Here is a 14692-nt window from a genome sequence, read left to right on the forward strand (position 1 = left end):
GCCCCCTCATCCGTCTCGCTCCGCGAGCCACCTTCTCCCCCGAGGGGAGAAGGATCAGCCCCCCACCTTCCCGAAGTCGGCGACGCGGCCCATGACGGTGCGGACCTGGCCCAGCAGTTTCAGGCGATTGTCGCGCTCGGCGGGAACGTCGGAGTTGACCATGACGGCGGTGAAGAAGGCATCGACCGGCGCGCGCAGGTGGCTGAGCGCGGTCATGGCGGCGGCAAAGTCCTCGGTGGCCAGCGCCGCATCGACCTCGGTTCCGGCCTTCGACACGGCGGCGATCAGGGCGGTTTCCTCAGGCGAGGCACCGTCCAGCGCGACGGGTTCGCCCTCGGGCAGCGGGCCCTTCTTGGCCTCGGCCCGCAGGATGTTCGACGCCCGCTTGTAGCCCGCCAGCAGGTTCTCGCCGTCCTCGGTCTCGAGGAAGGCCCCCAGCGCCTCGACCCGCCGCACGATGCGGACCAGATCGTCGTCGCCCAGCGAGAACACCGCGTCCACCAGATCGTGCCGTTGGCCTTGGTCGCGGAGGAGGACCTTCAGGCGGTCGGCGAAGAAGGCGAGGAGTTCGGCCAAGCTTTCATCGGAAACCGGGGGAATGTGATCGTATCGAACCTCTACTGTCGGATCAAAGCCCGGTTTGCGCACGGCCAGCCCCCGCTCTCGCGCTTGATCAGCGGCAACATCGTCGCGTGCTTCTTCAGCGTATTCGGCAGCCATCCTAACCAGCACCGACGCCATCAGAACGACCCTTGTAATAGGAACCCGCACCCCATTCTCCAGCACCAGCCGGATCACGCCGAGCGCCGCCCGCCTCAGGGCGAAGGGATCCTTCGAGCCCGTCGGCTTTTCGTCGATGGCGAAGAAGCCGACCAGGGTGTCCAGCTTGTCAGCCAGCGCCACGGCCACGGTCAGGGGCGCGGTCGGCACCGCATCGTTCGGGCCCTGCGGCTTGTAATGGTCGCGGATGGCGTCGGCGACGGCGTCGCCCCACCCGTCCGCTTCGCGGCCACCCTCCCCATCAAGGGGAGGGAGATCGGCGCCGTCTCCCTCCCCCTTGTGGGGAGGGTCCGCCTGAAGGGCGGGGGTGGGGGCAAGGCGCGCATAATACCCGCCCATGATCCCCTGCAGCTCGGGGAACTCGCCCACCATGCCGCTGGCCAGATCGGCCTTGGCGAGGCGGGCGGCCTGTTCGGCCTGAACGGCGTCAGCGCCGACCAGCGGGGCGATCTCGCGGGCCAGGGCGGCGATGCGGTCGACCCGCTCGGCCAGCGTGCCCAGTTTGGCGTGGAAGGTGACGCCCTCCAGCTTCTTCGCCCAGACGTCAAAGCCGACCTTGCGGTCCTCGTCCCAGAAGAAGCGGGCGTCGTTCAGGCGGGCCGACAGCACGCGGGCATTGCCGGCGGCCAGCGCCGTTCCGCCATCGCTGGCCTCGACATTGGCGACGACGACGAAGTTCGGGGCGAGTCGCTGCGCGCGTCCGCCCCCCTCCCCGCCTTCGGCGGTACTCCCCCCGCTTTGCGAGGGGAGAGAAACCGCGAAATACTTCTGGTGCACCTTCATCGACAGGCGCACCACCTCGGGCGGGAGGTCGAGGAAGGCGGGGTCCATCTCGCCCAGGATCGGCGTCGGCCATTCGGCCAGCCCGGCGACCTCGTCCAGCAGGCCGTCGTCGTCGACCAGTTCCAGACCGCGGGCCTGGCACACCGCCCGCGCCGCCTCCAGAATCTTCAGCCGCCGGTCGGTAGCATCCAGCAGCACATGCTCGCGCTCCAGCCGGGCGCGATAGTCCGCGAAATCCTTGACCCCAAACGGCTGGCCCGAGCCCATGAAGCGGTGGCCTTCGGTCACATCGCCGCTCGCGATGCCGTCGATGGCGAACGGCACCACGGCCCCGTCGAACAGGCAGACGATCCGCTTCAGCGGCCGCACCCAGCGCAGCGTGCCGGTGCCCCAGCGCATCGACTTGGGCCAGGGGAAGTCGCGCACGATCCGCTCGACCATCTCGGGGATCAGGGCCGCAGTCGCCCGCCCCTGCTCCGAGATCACGGCAAACAGCACGCCGTCCCGCTCGACCAGCTGGTCGCGGGCGAGACCCGTCTTGCGCAGGAAGCCCTCCAGCGCCTGTTCGGGCGCGCTGGTCTTCGGGCCTTTGATCTCTTCCTCGCGGTCGGGCGTCGCCGCCGGCAGTCCCTCGACCACCAGCGTCAGCCGCCGCGGCCCGGCAAAGGTCGTCAGCGCCTCGAACGTCAGGCCCGCCGCCTTCAGCCGCTCGGTCGCCATCCGCTCCAGATCACGCGCCGCCCCGCCCTGCATGCGGGCCGGGATCTCTTCGGAAAACAGTTCAATGAGGAGTTGGGGCATTACGCACGTCCCCTTTCCTGCTCGACCCATTCGGTGGCGCAGGCCTTACAGAGATCCCGGATGCGGCCGATGTAGCTTTGTCGCTCGGCGACCGCGATGGCCCCGCGCGCATCCATCAGATTGAACAGGTGCGAGGCCTTCAGCACCTGATCATAGGCCGGGAGCACCAGCGCCTGACCCTGCGGGCCCTTCATGGCGAGGAACCGTTCGACTTCGGCCACCATGTCCTCGAACCGGCGCTTCAGCCCGTCGACGTCATAACCGTGGAAATTGGCCTCGGACTGCTGGCGCTCGTTCTCGAGGAAGACCTCGCCATAGGTCAGGCCGTCCTTGTTGAAGCGAAGGTCGTAAACATTATCAACGCCCTGCACATACATGGCCAGCCGCTCCAGCCCATAGGTCAGCTCGCCCGAGACCACATCGACCTCGATCCCGCCGACGCCCTGGAAATAGGTGAACTGCGTCACCTCCATGCCGTCGCACCAGACCTCCCAGCCCAGCCCCCAGGCCCCGACCGTCGGGTTCTCCCAGTCGTCCTCGACGAAGCGGATGTCGTGCAATTTCGGATCGATCCCGATCGCCTCCAGCGACCCCAGATAGAGCGCCTGCAGGTCCTCCGGATTGGGCTTCAGGATCACTTGATACTGATAATAGTGCTGTAATCTATTGGGATTTTCGCCATAGCGGCCATCGCCGGGCCGGCGGCTGGGCTGCACATAGGCCGCCTTCCACGGGCGCGGGCCCAGCGCGCGCAGCACGGTCGCGGGGTGCAGGGTGCCGGCCCCCACCTCGATGTCATAGGGCTGCAGGATCGCGCACCCCTGATCGCCCCAGTATTTGTGGAGGGTCAGGATCAGGTCCTGAAACGAAAGAGGTTCGGTGGTCACGTCAGGCATTTCGTCCGGGGAAGAAGGCGGCGGACCCTAGACGCGCCGGGCCGTGGCGACAAGGCGACTGCACCGTTCCTTAAGCGTCGGCGGGCAGGATGGCGCCATGAGACAGCTGGACCAATTCCGCAGGCGCGCCGCCCGCTATCTGGAGATCGAGGCCGTAACCGTGGCCCCCGCGCGCGGCCTGTTCAGCCTCAGCTTTGACGACTTCCCCGAGAGCGCCTGGAGCGTCGCCGGACCGATCCTGGCTGACCACGACGTGCGGGCCACCTATTATGTCTGCGGCGGGCTGGAGCGCGGCACCAATCTGGACCTGCCCCAGTTCACGACCGAACAGCTTCAGGCACTGCATGCGGCGGGCCACGAGATCGGATGTCATACCTTCGGCCACGACAGCGTGCTGCGGCTGGCCGGCCCGGCACTGATCGACAGTCTGGACCGCAACGCCCGCTGGGTGGCCGAGCGGCTGGACGGCTATCGGATGCAGACCTTTGCCTATCCGTTTGGGGATGCCTCCCTCAGTGCGAAACGCGTGCTGCGCGACCGGTTCGATCTGGCGCGCGGCGTTCGCGAAGGCCTGAGCCTCGGGCGCGAGGACCGGATGCTGATCAAGAGCTTCGGCATGGAGAGCCGCCGCCTGCCCGGCTACGACCTTGCGACCATGATGGCCGAGGCGGCGACGAACAAGGGCTGGCTGACCGCCTATGCCCACGATGTCTCCGACCACCCCACCCCCTATGGCTGCACGCCCGCCGACCTCGATCGGGTGCTGACGCTGGCGAAACAAGCTGGCCTGACGATCCTGCCCATGGGTCATGCGTGGGGGGAGTGTGTGGGTCGCCAGACCCAGCGAAACGCCGCCTGAAAGAGGCTCGTCATCCTCGGACTTGATCCGAGGATCGGTCCGGGCAGACCTTCCGACGTTCACGCCGACACCGATCTTCGGGTCAAGCCCGAAGATGACGATCTATGACTTACGCCGCCTTCACGTCTGGAGAAGCCTTCCGCGCATCGGCCCAGCGGATCAGGGCGGCGCGGGGCCAGGCGACAATCCACGAGCGGGCGGTGTATTTGCCCTCCTCGATCAGGGCCTTGCGGGTCGGAGAGCTGGTGGCGGCACGCTCGGTGTGGATCTCGCCCGGGCCCTGATGGACCATGAAGGCCCCGTGCTTCAGCGGGTTGAGCCGCAGATAGGCCAGCCGCGGGCTGATCTGCTCCAGCGGCGGGTCATAGAACCAGCTGGAGCCCAGCATCCCCGCCATCTCCGGACGGGTCTTGAGGATTTCGGCGGCCGTGGCCCAGGCCCGGTCCCAGCCGGCCTCGTTGAAATCGGACAGCTCGCGGCTCTCGGTATGCACCTCCAGCCAGGGCTTCCACGCCTGGGCGGCGGCATAGGCCGGGATCACCGACCAGCCCCAGCCCTCGCGCGCATGGCGCAGCACCTGTCCGGGGCCCATGGGCGAGCTGAGGTCGATCATCTGGGTGCGCGCGCCGGGCACGCTCAGCGCCAGCGACAACCGCACATCCTTGGCCCAGAAGTCGCGGTCATAGGGGTCAGCGGCCGCGGTCAGGAAGTCCGCCATCCGACCGATCCACTCGGGATAGAGCTCCAGACTGGCCTGCGGCAGGCGCTCGGCCGCGATCCGCTTCGGCAACTCCAGCGCATAGTGGGCGATCAGGGCCCGGCGGTGATCGACAGTAAGGCCGGTGCCGAAGGCCGCGCACAGCGCCTCTTCCACCCGATGTCCGGGCTGGTCGAAATCCCAGTGCGGGGCCGAGGCGGCGGCCGCAGCGGCGGCGTCATCCGCAAGGGCGGCCAGAAGGGCGCGATCCGCCTCCGACACGCGGGCACGGACGGCATCGAAGCGGGCGATCAGGTCGGGGCTGAGCGTTTTCATGACGCCATCCTACCGGACCACCGGTTTGCGGCCCGTTAAGCCCCCAGCCGAGCCTGCCGCACCCACCAGTCGGGATGAGCCCCCTCCAGCGCCCCGGCCGCCCGGGCTGCTGTTGCTGCATCGTCGTACAGACCGAATACTGTAGCGCCCGAACCGGACATCCGTACCAGCCGCGCCTGCCCCTCGGCCCGCACAGCGTCCAGTGCCGTGCCAATTGCGGGGGTGTTCAACAGGGCAGGCGCCTCAAGGTCGTTCCTCTGAGCGGCCAGCCAGCCGATCACGGCCTCGGCGTCCCAACTGGCCGGGCCTGCCGGACGGTCGGCGCCCCCCACGCCCAGCCTGTCATAGGCCCCGTAGACGGCACCCGTCGGCGACGGCACGCCCGGATTGACCAACACAGCATGAAGCGTCGGCAGGCGCGGCTCGGGCGTCAGAACCTCGCCCTTCCCCTCGGCCCAGGCGGGAGTAGATGCCAGACACATGAGCCCGTCCGCCCCCAGCCCACTGGCCACCTGGACCAGCACCGGATCCTCAAGGTCCGGCGCCAGATACCGCCGCGCCAGTCTCAGCGCCGCCCCTGCATCGGCCGAGCCCCCGCCCACCCCGGCGGCCACGGGCAACCGCTTGTCCAGCGTCAACGACAGGGAGGAGGTCTCAAGACCGGTGGCCGCGCCCAGTCCGGCAAGCGCCCGGAGCACCAGATTGCCCGCCTGCCCGGCCGGGTCCCTGATCAAGGCATCCGCAAACGGTCCGACCACCGACAGCCCCGGTGGCCCGTCCGGGTCGAGGATCAGCATGTCCCCGACGTCGGCGAACGCCACGAGACTGCTTAAGGGGTGATAGCCGTCAGCCTCAACCGGCCCGACATGCAGGAACAGATTGATCTTGGCCGGAGCCACCTCGACCCACTGCATGGGGCTCAGGACGCCCCGTTGGCCGAACCGGTCGGAGAGGCGGGCAGGCCCGACTCCAGCTTCTGCTCCACGGCGGTCCGCAGCTCGGCGTCCGGCTCAAGCGTCAGCACCCGGTTCCACTGGAACACCGCCTCGCGCTGCCGACCGACCTGCCAGTAGGCATCGCCCAGATGGTCATTGATCACGGCATTGGCGGGTTCACCGTCGACCGCACCTTCCAGAATGCCGACCGCCTGCTCGTAGCGGCCCTGCTGGTAACGCGCCCAGCCCAGCGAATCCTGGATATTGGCATTGCCCGGATCGATCTCGGCCGCCCGGGCGATCAGTTCGGCGCCCTGATCGACGCGGCGGCCGCTGTCGACCCAGATATAGCCCAGATAGTTCAGGATGTTGGGATCATCGGGCCGCGCCTGCAGGGCGGCCCACAGCTCGGCCTCGGCCTCATCCAGCCGGCCGAGGGCGTCATAGAGTCCCGCCCGGAGGAAACGCACGGAGAAATCCTGATCCGCCGTGTTCAGCAGCGGCCCTTCGGCCAGTTCCAGCGCCTCCTCATAGCGTTCCAGATCGGCCAGCTGCCCGGCCAGCAGATAGGCGACCCGCGGATCCTCGGGATTGGCAGCGAAGGCCCGGTTCAGCTCGGCGAGGGCGTCCTCTGGCCGGTCTTCCTCCTGATAACTGAGCGCCGACTGAATCCGCGCCTCGACATAATAGGGACCGGCGTCCGGGCCGATGCGCGCAAACGTATTGCGGGCCGCCACCTCCAGATTGCCTTCGGCCAGGCTGACCCCGACGTTCAGCAGGGTCTCCGGATTGGGCACCAGCGCATAGGCCAGCCGCAGATAGACGGCGGAGAACTCGTGCCCGCCCTCGATACTAGCCTGCAGGGCCGCATTCTCCAGCGCCATGGCCGTGCCTTCGCGCAGGGTCGGCAGGACTGGCGGACGACCCCGCCCCGCAGCGCGCGCCCGCGCGGCCTGAAGCGACGGATCGTCCCCCACCTCGGCCTGGGTTACGTCGTAAAGTTCCACGGCATCGGCCCGGCGACCGCGACGCTCCAGAAACTCGCCGTAAGCCAGAGTGAACAGCTGGCGTCCGCCCCGGCTGGCGATCAGCCGCTGATACTCGGCCTCCGCCTCGACATGATCCCCCCGGAGTTCGAGCAGGTGGGCGCGGTGCGACCGCTGGAACAGGCTGTTGATGTCACTGGCCCGGCCCTGAACCGGCGCCAGGGCCCGCTCCCAGTCGCCGGCCGCCGCCGCGATGAAGGGGGTGACATAGGTGCCCGGTCGCGCATGCGGGCGTCCGATCGGCCGGGTGGCCACCACCGCATAGGCAGCCGCCGCGTCACCGCGCACCAGATGCTGCACAGCCTCGACCAGCCTCCCGGCCTCGGCCAGCACCGGCGGCACCGTCTCGCCCTCGGGCGACAGACGACCCGCATAGGCCAGATCGCCGCCGATCAGCGATGAGGTAAAGGCCTGAAGCTGCAAGGTTTCGATATCCGGCACCAGCACCTGGGCCCGACGCAAATAGTCGGCCCCGATGCCCGCCTCGCCCTCGGTCGCCGCCAGCCGTCCGACCAGGAACAGGCCATAGACCGACCGCCCCTCGTCATCGACCGGCACCGCCTCCCAGATCTCGGGCATGCGCGAGGGCGGCGGCAGCTCCACCGACCGCCCGCTCGGAAGCGGCGGGGCCTCCTGCGCCAAGGCAGGCGCGGACATCAAACCCAACCCGAGGGCAAGGACAGAACAGGCGGCGAGGGGGGAGAGACGCTTCATACCATCAAGCCTTCACGGTTTACCGACGGTCCGCAAGAGCCCCCTCGCCCCGCGCGAAGCCTACATGTTCGGATAGTTCGGGCCGCCGCCGCCCTGCGGGGTCGTCCAGACGATGTTCTGCGACGGATCCTTGATGTCGCAGGTTTTGCAGTGGACGCAGTTCTGGGCGTTGATCTGGAAGCGCGGATTGGACTTGCCGTCCTCGTCGTACAGCACCTCATAGACCCCGGCCGGACAGTACAGCCGCGCAGGCTCGCCATATTTCGGCAGGTTCACCTGGATCGGCACCGACGGGTCCAGCAGCTTCAGGTGCGCCGGCTGATCCTCGTCGTGGTTGGTGTTCGACACGAACACCGAGCTCAGCTTGTCGAAGCTCAGCTTGCCGTCCGGCTTGGGATAGGTGATCGGCTTGTGCTTCGACGCCGGTTCGGTCGAGGCCGCATCCGTCTTGCCGTGGCCCAGCGTCCCGAACGGAGACCAGCCGCGGAACAGGCTGGTGATCTGCATATCGATCCCGCCCAGCAGGGTGCCGAAGAAGGCGCCGTATTTGGACAGCAGCGGCTTGACGTTGCGCACCAGCTTGAGCTCGCGCGCAATGTCCGAGGCCTCATAGGCGGCCTGGTATTCGACCAGTTCATCGCCCGACCGTCCGGCCCTCAGCGCGTCAAAGGCCGCATCGGCGGCGAGAATGCCGGACCGCACCGCATTGTGGCTGCCCTTGATGCGCGGCACGTTCACAAAGCCCGCCGAGCAGCCGATCAGCACCCCGCCCGGGAAGGCCAGCTTCGGCACCGACTGATAGCCGCCCTCGGTGATGGCCCGCGCGCCATACGAAATGCGCTCGCCGCCTTCCAGATGGTCGGCGATGGCCGGGTGGTGCTTGAAGCGCTGGAACTCGTCGAACGGCGACAGGAACGGGTTCCTGTAGTTCAGGTGCACCACAAACCCGACCGACACATAGCGATCGCCAAAGTGGTACAGGAATGACCCGCCGCCGGTCTTGTCGTCCAGCGGCCAGCCAAGCGTGTGCTGCACCAGGCCGGGTTGGTGTTTCTCGGCCGGCACCTGCCACAGCTCCTTGATGCCGATGCCGTATTTCTGCGGCTCGGCCATGTCGCACAGATTGTGGCGGGCCATGATGGTCTTGGCCAGCGAGCCACGCACGCCCTCGCCGATGAAGACATATTTGCCGCGCACCTCGATGCCGGGCTCGAAGTCGTCGGTCGGTTTGCCCTCGCGGTCCAGTCCGAACACGCCGGCGACCACGCCCGCGACCCGGCCTGACGGTTCGTCCCAGACGACGTGGCTGGCGGCCATTCCGGGATAGACCTCGACGCCCAGCGCCTCGGCCTGTTCACCCAGCCAGCGGGTCAGATTGGCCAGCGAGCCGACATAGCAGCCGTGGTTTTTCATATAGGCCGGCTGCGGCAGCAGGGTGATGTCCAGCTGCCCCTGCGGACCCAGCACCAGGAACCTGTCCTTGGTCACGGGCGTGTCCAGCGGCGCGCCCTTTTCCTTCCAGTCGGGGAACAGTTCGCTCAGACCCGCCGGGTCGATAACCGCGCCCGACAGGATATGCGCCCCGACTTCCGAGCCCTTCTCCAGCACGGCGACCGAGACCTCGTGCCCGTCTGAGGCGGCGTTCTGCTTCAGACGGATGGCGGCGGCCAGACCGGCCGGACCAGCCCCGACGATGACGACGTCGTATTCCATGGCCTCGCGCTCGGCCCCGGTCAGGGCCTCCACCGCGGGCAGTCGGTCGATGACGGCTTCCTGCCAGGCGTTCTTTGCTCCGCCTTCGGTGGCATCCTTGGCCATGTGGTCGGCTCCCCTTGCAATGTCTGTCCGAACCCGGTTCGGTTCGCTGTTGATCCCTTATCAGAAGGTGACGTGGGGGTGGTCAAGGCTTACACCCCCAATCATCAACCCTGTGACCCGGCCTGCATGAACGCTTCACCCGCCGCTTCGGATGCCCTGACCGCGCTTCTGGCCTTCTGGCACGATGCGGGCGTCGAGGACTGTTTCGGCGATGCGCCGGTGGATCGGACGCGCGAAACCGCCCCGCCGCCGCCCGCCAAGGCGACCCGCGCCCCGGCCGCCGCCCAGACCGGCACCGTCACCCCGCTCCGTGCTCCTGTTGCTTTGGCCAAGCTCTCAACCGACACGGTCGCCGAAGCCGTGGCCCTCGCCCGAACCGCAGCAAAAGCGGCGGATTCTCTGGAATCCCTGACCGAGGCGATTCGCGGGTTCGAGGCCTGTCCCCTCAGCGGCATGGGCGCACGGCAAGCCGTCGTCTGGCGCGGCGAGGCCACCGCCCCCGTCATGATCGTCGGCGAAGGCCCCGGCGCCGAGGAAGACGCCCAGGGTCTGCCCTTTGTCGGCAAGGCCGGGCGTCTGCTGGACCGCATGCTCAAGGCCGCGCAGCTTGAGGGCCGGGTGGTTATCACCAACACCGTCTTCTGGCGTCCCCCCGGCAACCGCACCCCCTCGCCCGAGGAACAGGCGATCTGCGCCCCGTTCGTTGCGCGGGCGCTCGAACTGGTGAAGCCGAAGCTGGTGCTGACCGTCGGCGCCGCCGCCGCCCGCGCCATCCTGCACACCAATGAGGGCATCACCCGCCTGCGCGGCACCTGGGGGGAATGGCACCTGCCCGAGGGCGGCACCTCTGCCCCCGTCATGCCGACGCTCCACCCCGCCTTCCTGCTGCGCCAGCCACAGGCCAAGGCCATGGTCTGGGCCGATCTGCTGGCCGTTGCCGCCCGTCTTGACGGTTCGTCTCAGACGACTGACTCAAAAACGCCCCATTGAGGCGACAGCTTTTGCCCCCGTCTAGGGGGCATTACGGGCTGGCATCGCCCTTGCCCCTTCGTCGATATCCGGCGGGCAGCTGACCGGATACGGGACACGGGGAGTGAGCGCGATTCAAAGGGGCGGCATGATCACGGGCACAGTCACACGGCCATTGCGGACGCTTCTGGCAGCCCTGCTGCTGGTGTGCGGCCTTGCCCTGCCCGGCCTGGCCATGGCCCAGCCTCGCGTGCTCAGCAACTCTGACCGGCTCAGCTACACCAATGCCTATGACGCCCTCAGGCGTGGCGACCTCGAGACCGCCCGCGCCTCGGCCCGCCAGGCCGACGACCGTGTCCTGCTGGGTCAGGTCGAGTTCGAACGCCTGTTCCACCCGGACTACGTCTCCAGCTTCGAAGAACTCAGCGCTTGGCTGGAGGACTATGCCGACCTGCCCGAGGCCCCGCGCGTCTATGCCCTGGCCCTCCGCCGACGCCCTGACGGCGCGCCCGAGCCGCGTCGCCCGCGCCGGGTCGATGGCCGCACCTGGGAAAGCCTGACCGAGTCCGAAGGGTCAAAGGCCGCCCGCATCGCCCTCAATGCCGACAACCTCGCCGACGCCCGGGCCACCGGCATGGCCATCGGCGACTGGTGGGTGGTGGGTCTGGCGTCCTGGCGGATGGGGGATTTCCCCGCCGCCTTCACCGCTTTCGAGCGCGTCGCCTGGGACCCGACCGAGGATGCCTGGGTGCGGGCCGGCGCCGCCTTCTGGGCCGCGCGGTCTGCCGCCCATTCGGGCCAGCTGGAGCAGATCGAGACCCTGCTGCGCCTGTCCGCCTCCTGGCCCGCGACCTTCTATGGCCAGATCGCCCTCTATCAGCTCGACATCGAGCCGACTCTCCGGAACTGGGGGCCTCAGGCCTATTCGGCGACCGAAGACGAGGGCCTGCGTGCCATCGCCTTCACCCCCGACATCCGCATCGACGACGACAGCCTGATCGCCTTCATCGACCGTGATCCCCAGGCCCGCCGCGTCGTCGCCTGGATCGAGGTGGGCCGGCTGGACGATGCCCGCGACCAGTTCCGCACCGGCCTGCGCGCGGCGACCACCGAAGAGGACCGCAAGCTGTGGTCCGCGCTGGGCCGGGCCTTTTCCCGCCAGCTGACGCCCCGCGCCCGCGACGCCGAGATCATCGACGCGGCCCGCTATCCGATGCCGCTGCTGGAGCCCGAGGGCGGCTTCGTCATCGAACAATCGCTGGTCTATGCCATCGCCCGCAAGGAGACCGACTTCAACCCGCGCGTCCGCTCCGGCGCCGGCGCCTATGGCCTGATGCAGGTCATGCCGACCACCGCCGCAGAACTCAGCGGCGATCGCGGCTTCGTCTCGGACCCCGAACGCCTCTATCAGCCCGGCGTGAACATGCGTCTGGGCCAGGCCTATGTGATCAAGATGTTGGGCCTGTCGGCCTTCAACGGCGACGTCCTGCGGACCGTGGCCTCCTACAATGCCGGACCCGGCCCAATGCTGGGCGCCCTGCGCAAGCTGGGGCCAGACCCCGACCCCCTTTTGCTGATCGAGACCATCGATGTCCCCCAGGCCCGCGACTATGTCGAAAAGGTCATGGCGGCCTACTGGATCTACCAGCGTCTGCAGGGCCGACCGCTGAACACGCTCAAGGCCCTGGCCACGGGCCAATCGGCGATTTCCATCTATCTGGATTACGTGCCGCCGCCGCCGCCCGCCCCTGAAGGTCAGGCTCCCGAAGCTGCCGCGTCAGATCAGGCTGCTGAGCAGTAGCGCGCACAGGCTGCAGGCCACCACAATACTGACCACCACGGTGACCCAGCCGGGCTGGGCGGTGCTGACGGGTCCGGGGGCGACGGGCGAGGACATGAGGGTCTCGGGGGGTTGGGGGTGCGTTCCTTGTCGAACGTGCCCGACCCTCTCATCGTTCCCCTAAAATGCGGTGTTCGGTGACGGTTAACCGATCTCTGCCAGACCCGCCGCGCTCCACTCCAGAAAATCGGCCTGGGACAGCAGGGTCCGACAGTATTCCGCCGCCGTGCCGTCATCGCCATGGGCGTCCAGATCGATGCGAAAATGACGGAATCGCGCCGCCACCGGCGTGAAGAAGGCGTCGGCGACCGACCACTCCCCGAACAGATAGGGCCCGCCCTCCCCGAACCGGGCCTTGGCATCCATCCACAGGCCGACCATCCGCCGAATCTCCGCCGACAAGGCGTCGGACGGCAGATGCACCTCGCCCGGATCGCCCACCATCGGATGATCCGGCCCCATGCCCAGATCATTGCGCAGGGTCCCGAACGCCGAATGCATCTCGCAGACCACCGAGCGCGCCACCCAGCGCGCGGGCGGATCAACCGGCCACAGCCGCGCGTGGGGGTAATGCTCCTCGGCCCACAGGGCGATGGCCAGACTGTCCCAGACGGTCACCCCCTCCACCTCCAGCGCCGGCACCTTGCCCGCCGGCGCGTGGCGGGCGATCTGGTCGGCCGTATCGGGCCGGTTCAGGGCGATCATTCCCTCCTCGAACTCGGCCCCGCACCGCTTCAGGATCAGCCACGGCCTCAGCGACCACGTGGAATAGGCCTTGTCTCCGAGGATCAGCTTCATGATGGGCTCCCTTGCTCTCGGCGACTGAATGGACCCGGTCCGGATTCGCCGCAACCTTGACTCCCCCGGCCCGGCAACCCAAACGCCAGCCCATGATCACGCGCTATTCCCGCCCCGCCGCCACAGACATCTGGTCGCAAGAGACCAAATACCGGATCTGGTTCGAGATCGAGGCCCATGCCGCTACGAAGATGGCCGAGCTGGGTACCATCCCGGCCAGCGCCGCCGAAGCCATCTGGGCCAAGGGCAAGGACGTCACCTTCGATGCCGACCGCATCGATGAGATCGAGCGCACCACCAAGCACGACGTCATCGCCTTCCTGACCCATGTGTCAGAGATCGTGGGCGACGAGGCCCGCTTCCTGCATCAGGGCATGACCTCATCCGACGTGCTGGACACCTGTTTCTCGGTCCAGCTGACGCGCGCCTCTGACCTGCTGATCGAGGGTGTCGACCGGGTGCTGGCGGCGCTGGAAACCCGAGCCAGGGAGCACAAATTCACCCCCTGCGTCGGCCGCAGCCACGGCATTCACGCCGAGCCAGTCACATTCGGCCTCAAGCTGGCCGGCTATCACGCCGAGTTCCAGCGCGCCCGTCGCCGTCTGGTCACGGCTCGCGAAGAGATTGCCACCTGCGCCATCTCCGGCGCCGTCGGCACCTTCGCCAATGTCGATCCGGCGGTCGAAGCCTATGTGGCGGAGAAGATGGGTCTGGCCGTCGAGCCGGTCTCGACCCAGGTGATCCCGCGCGACCGCCACGCGGCCTTCTTTGCCGCCCTTGGCGTGGTCGCCAGCTCCGTCGAGCGTCTGGCTGTGGAGATCCGCCACCTGCAGCGCACCGAGGTGCTGGAGGCCGAGGAATTCTTCGACAAGGGGCAGAAGGGCTCTTCGGCCATGCCGCACAAGCGCAACCCGATCCTGACCGAGAACCTGACCGGCCTCGCCCGGCTGGTCCGCTCAGCCGTGACCCCGGCCATGGAAAACGTCGCCCTCTGGCACGAGCGCGACATCAGCCACTCGTCGGTCGAGCGCGGCATCGGCCCGGACGCGACGATCCATCTGGACTTTGCCCTGCACCGGCTGGCAGGCGTGGTCGAGCGGCTGAACGTCTATCCCGCCAATATGGAAAAGAACCTCAACCTGCTGGGCGGCCTGGTGCACAGCCAGCGGGTCATGCTGGCCCTGACGCAGGCGGGCGTGTCGCGCGAGGACGCCTATGCCGCGGTGCAGGAAAACGCCATGAAGGTCTGGCGCGGCGAGGGGGTCTTCCTCGACTTCCTGAAAGCCGATGACCGGGTCATCCTGCCCGAGGCCGATCTCGAAGCCCTGTTCGACATCGGCTATCACACCAAGCACGTGGACACAGTGTTCGCCCGGGTGTTCGGCGCCTGAAGTGGCTTCGGGGGCAGATGCATCCCCGA

Annotated in this window: 11 protein-coding genes; 4 read left to right on the top strand and 7 right to left on the bottom strand. The window is 68.0% G+C overall.

What is annotated here, in order from left to right:
- Positions 1 to 54 precede the first annotated feature (54 nt).
- Both glyS and B4K74_RS07505 read right to left on the bottom strand, forming a co-directional pair.
- Positions 55 to 2364 (bottom strand): glycine--tRNA ligase subunit beta, encoded by a 2310-nt coding sequence (gene glyS, locus B4K74_RS07500; protein WP_286692419.1) that lies wholly within the window; start codon positions 2362 to 2364, stop codon positions 55 to 57.
- Positions 2364 to 3251, bottom strand: coding sequence for a glycine--tRNA ligase subunit alpha (locus B4K74_RS07505; RefSeq protein WP_286692420.1), 888 nt, complete (start codon positions 3249 to 3251; stop codon positions 2364 to 2366). The genes glyS and B4K74_RS07505 overlap by 1 nt, the downstream gene beginning before the upstream one ends.
- Positions 3252 to 3357: 106 nt before the next feature.
- On the opposite strand from B4K74_RS07505, the gene B4K74_RS07510 reads away from it, so the two are divergent.
- Positions 3358 to 4119 carry a polysaccharide deacetylase family protein gene (locus B4K74_RS07510; RefSeq protein WP_286692421.1) on the top strand — a complete coding sequence of 254 codons (762 nt, stop codon included), beginning with the start codon at positions 3358 to 3360 and terminating at the stop codon, positions 4117 to 4119.
- Between the two features lie 109 nt (positions 4120 to 4228).
- Here the strand turns inward: B4K74_RS07510 and B4K74_RS07515 are convergent, their stop codons facing one another.
- The 4 genes from B4K74_RS07515 to B4K74_RS07530 all read right to left on the bottom strand — a co-directional run bounded on the left by B4K74_RS07515 (position 4229) and on the right by B4K74_RS07530 (position 9665).
- Complete coding sequence (locus B4K74_RS07515) at positions 4229 to 5152, bottom strand: hypothetical protein (RefSeq protein ID WP_286692422.1); 924 nt, start codon at positions 5150 to 5152, stop codon at positions 4229 to 4231.
- A 35-nt stretch (positions 5153 to 5187) separates the two neighbouring features.
- Positions 5188 to 6066, bottom strand: a complete 879-nt coding sequence (locus tag B4K74_RS07520; protein ID WP_286692423.1) for a 4-(cytidine 5'-diphospho)-2-C-methyl-D-erythritol kinase — start codon at positions 6064 to 6066, stop codon at positions 5188 to 5190.
- Between the two features lie 5 nt (positions 6067 to 6071).
- The gene (locus B4K74_RS07525) at positions 6072 to 7790 is read right to left on the bottom strand and encodes a tetratricopeptide repeat protein (RefSeq protein WP_286692424.1); all 1719 of its coding nucleotides are present in this window, start codon (positions 7788 to 7790) and stop codon (positions 6072 to 6074) included.
- Between the two features lie 117 nt (positions 7791 to 7907).
- On the bottom strand, positions 7908 to 9665 hold the full coding sequence (locus tag B4K74_RS07530; RefSeq protein ID WP_286692425.1) for an electron transfer flavoprotein-ubiquinone oxidoreductase: 1758 nt from the start codon (positions 9663 to 9665) through the stop codon (positions 7908 to 7910).
- A 126-nt stretch (positions 9666 to 9791) separates the two neighbouring features.
- Between B4K74_RS07530 and B4K74_RS07535 the strand changes: the two genes are divergently transcribed.
- Complete coding sequence (locus B4K74_RS07535) at positions 9792 to 10655, top strand: uracil-DNA glycosylase (RefSeq protein WP_286692426.1); 864 nt, start codon at positions 9792 to 9794, stop codon at positions 10653 to 10655.
- Between the two features lie 127 nt (positions 10656 to 10782).
- On the top strand, positions 10783 to 12435 hold the full coding sequence (locus tag B4K74_RS07540) for a lytic transglycosylase domain-containing protein (protein ID WP_286692427.1): 1653 nt from the start codon (positions 10783 to 10785) through the stop codon (positions 12433 to 12435).
- Between the two features lie 183 nt (positions 12436 to 12618).
- Here B4K74_RS07540 and B4K74_RS07545 read toward each other — a convergent pair whose 3' ends face one another.
- Positions 12619 to 13272: a glutathione S-transferase family protein gene (locus tag B4K74_RS07545; protein WP_286692428.1), complete on the bottom strand. Its 654-nt coding sequence runs from the start codon at positions 13270 to 13272 to the stop codon at positions 12619 to 12621.
- A gap of 92 nt (positions 13273 to 13364) precedes the next feature.
- Between B4K74_RS07545 and purB the strand changes: the two genes are divergently transcribed.
- Positions 13365 to 14663 (top strand): adenylosuccinate lyase, encoded by a 1299-nt coding sequence (gene purB / locus B4K74_RS07550; protein ID WP_123287224.1) that lies wholly within the window; start codon positions 13365 to 13367, stop codon positions 14661 to 14663.
- Positions 14664 to 14692: the final 29 nt, after the last annotated feature.

The organism is Brevundimonas sp. UBA2503, from assembly GCF_002341485.1.
GTDB lineage: Bacteria > Pseudomonadota > Alphaproteobacteria > Caulobacterales > Caulobacteraceae > Brevundimonas > Brevundimonas halotolerans.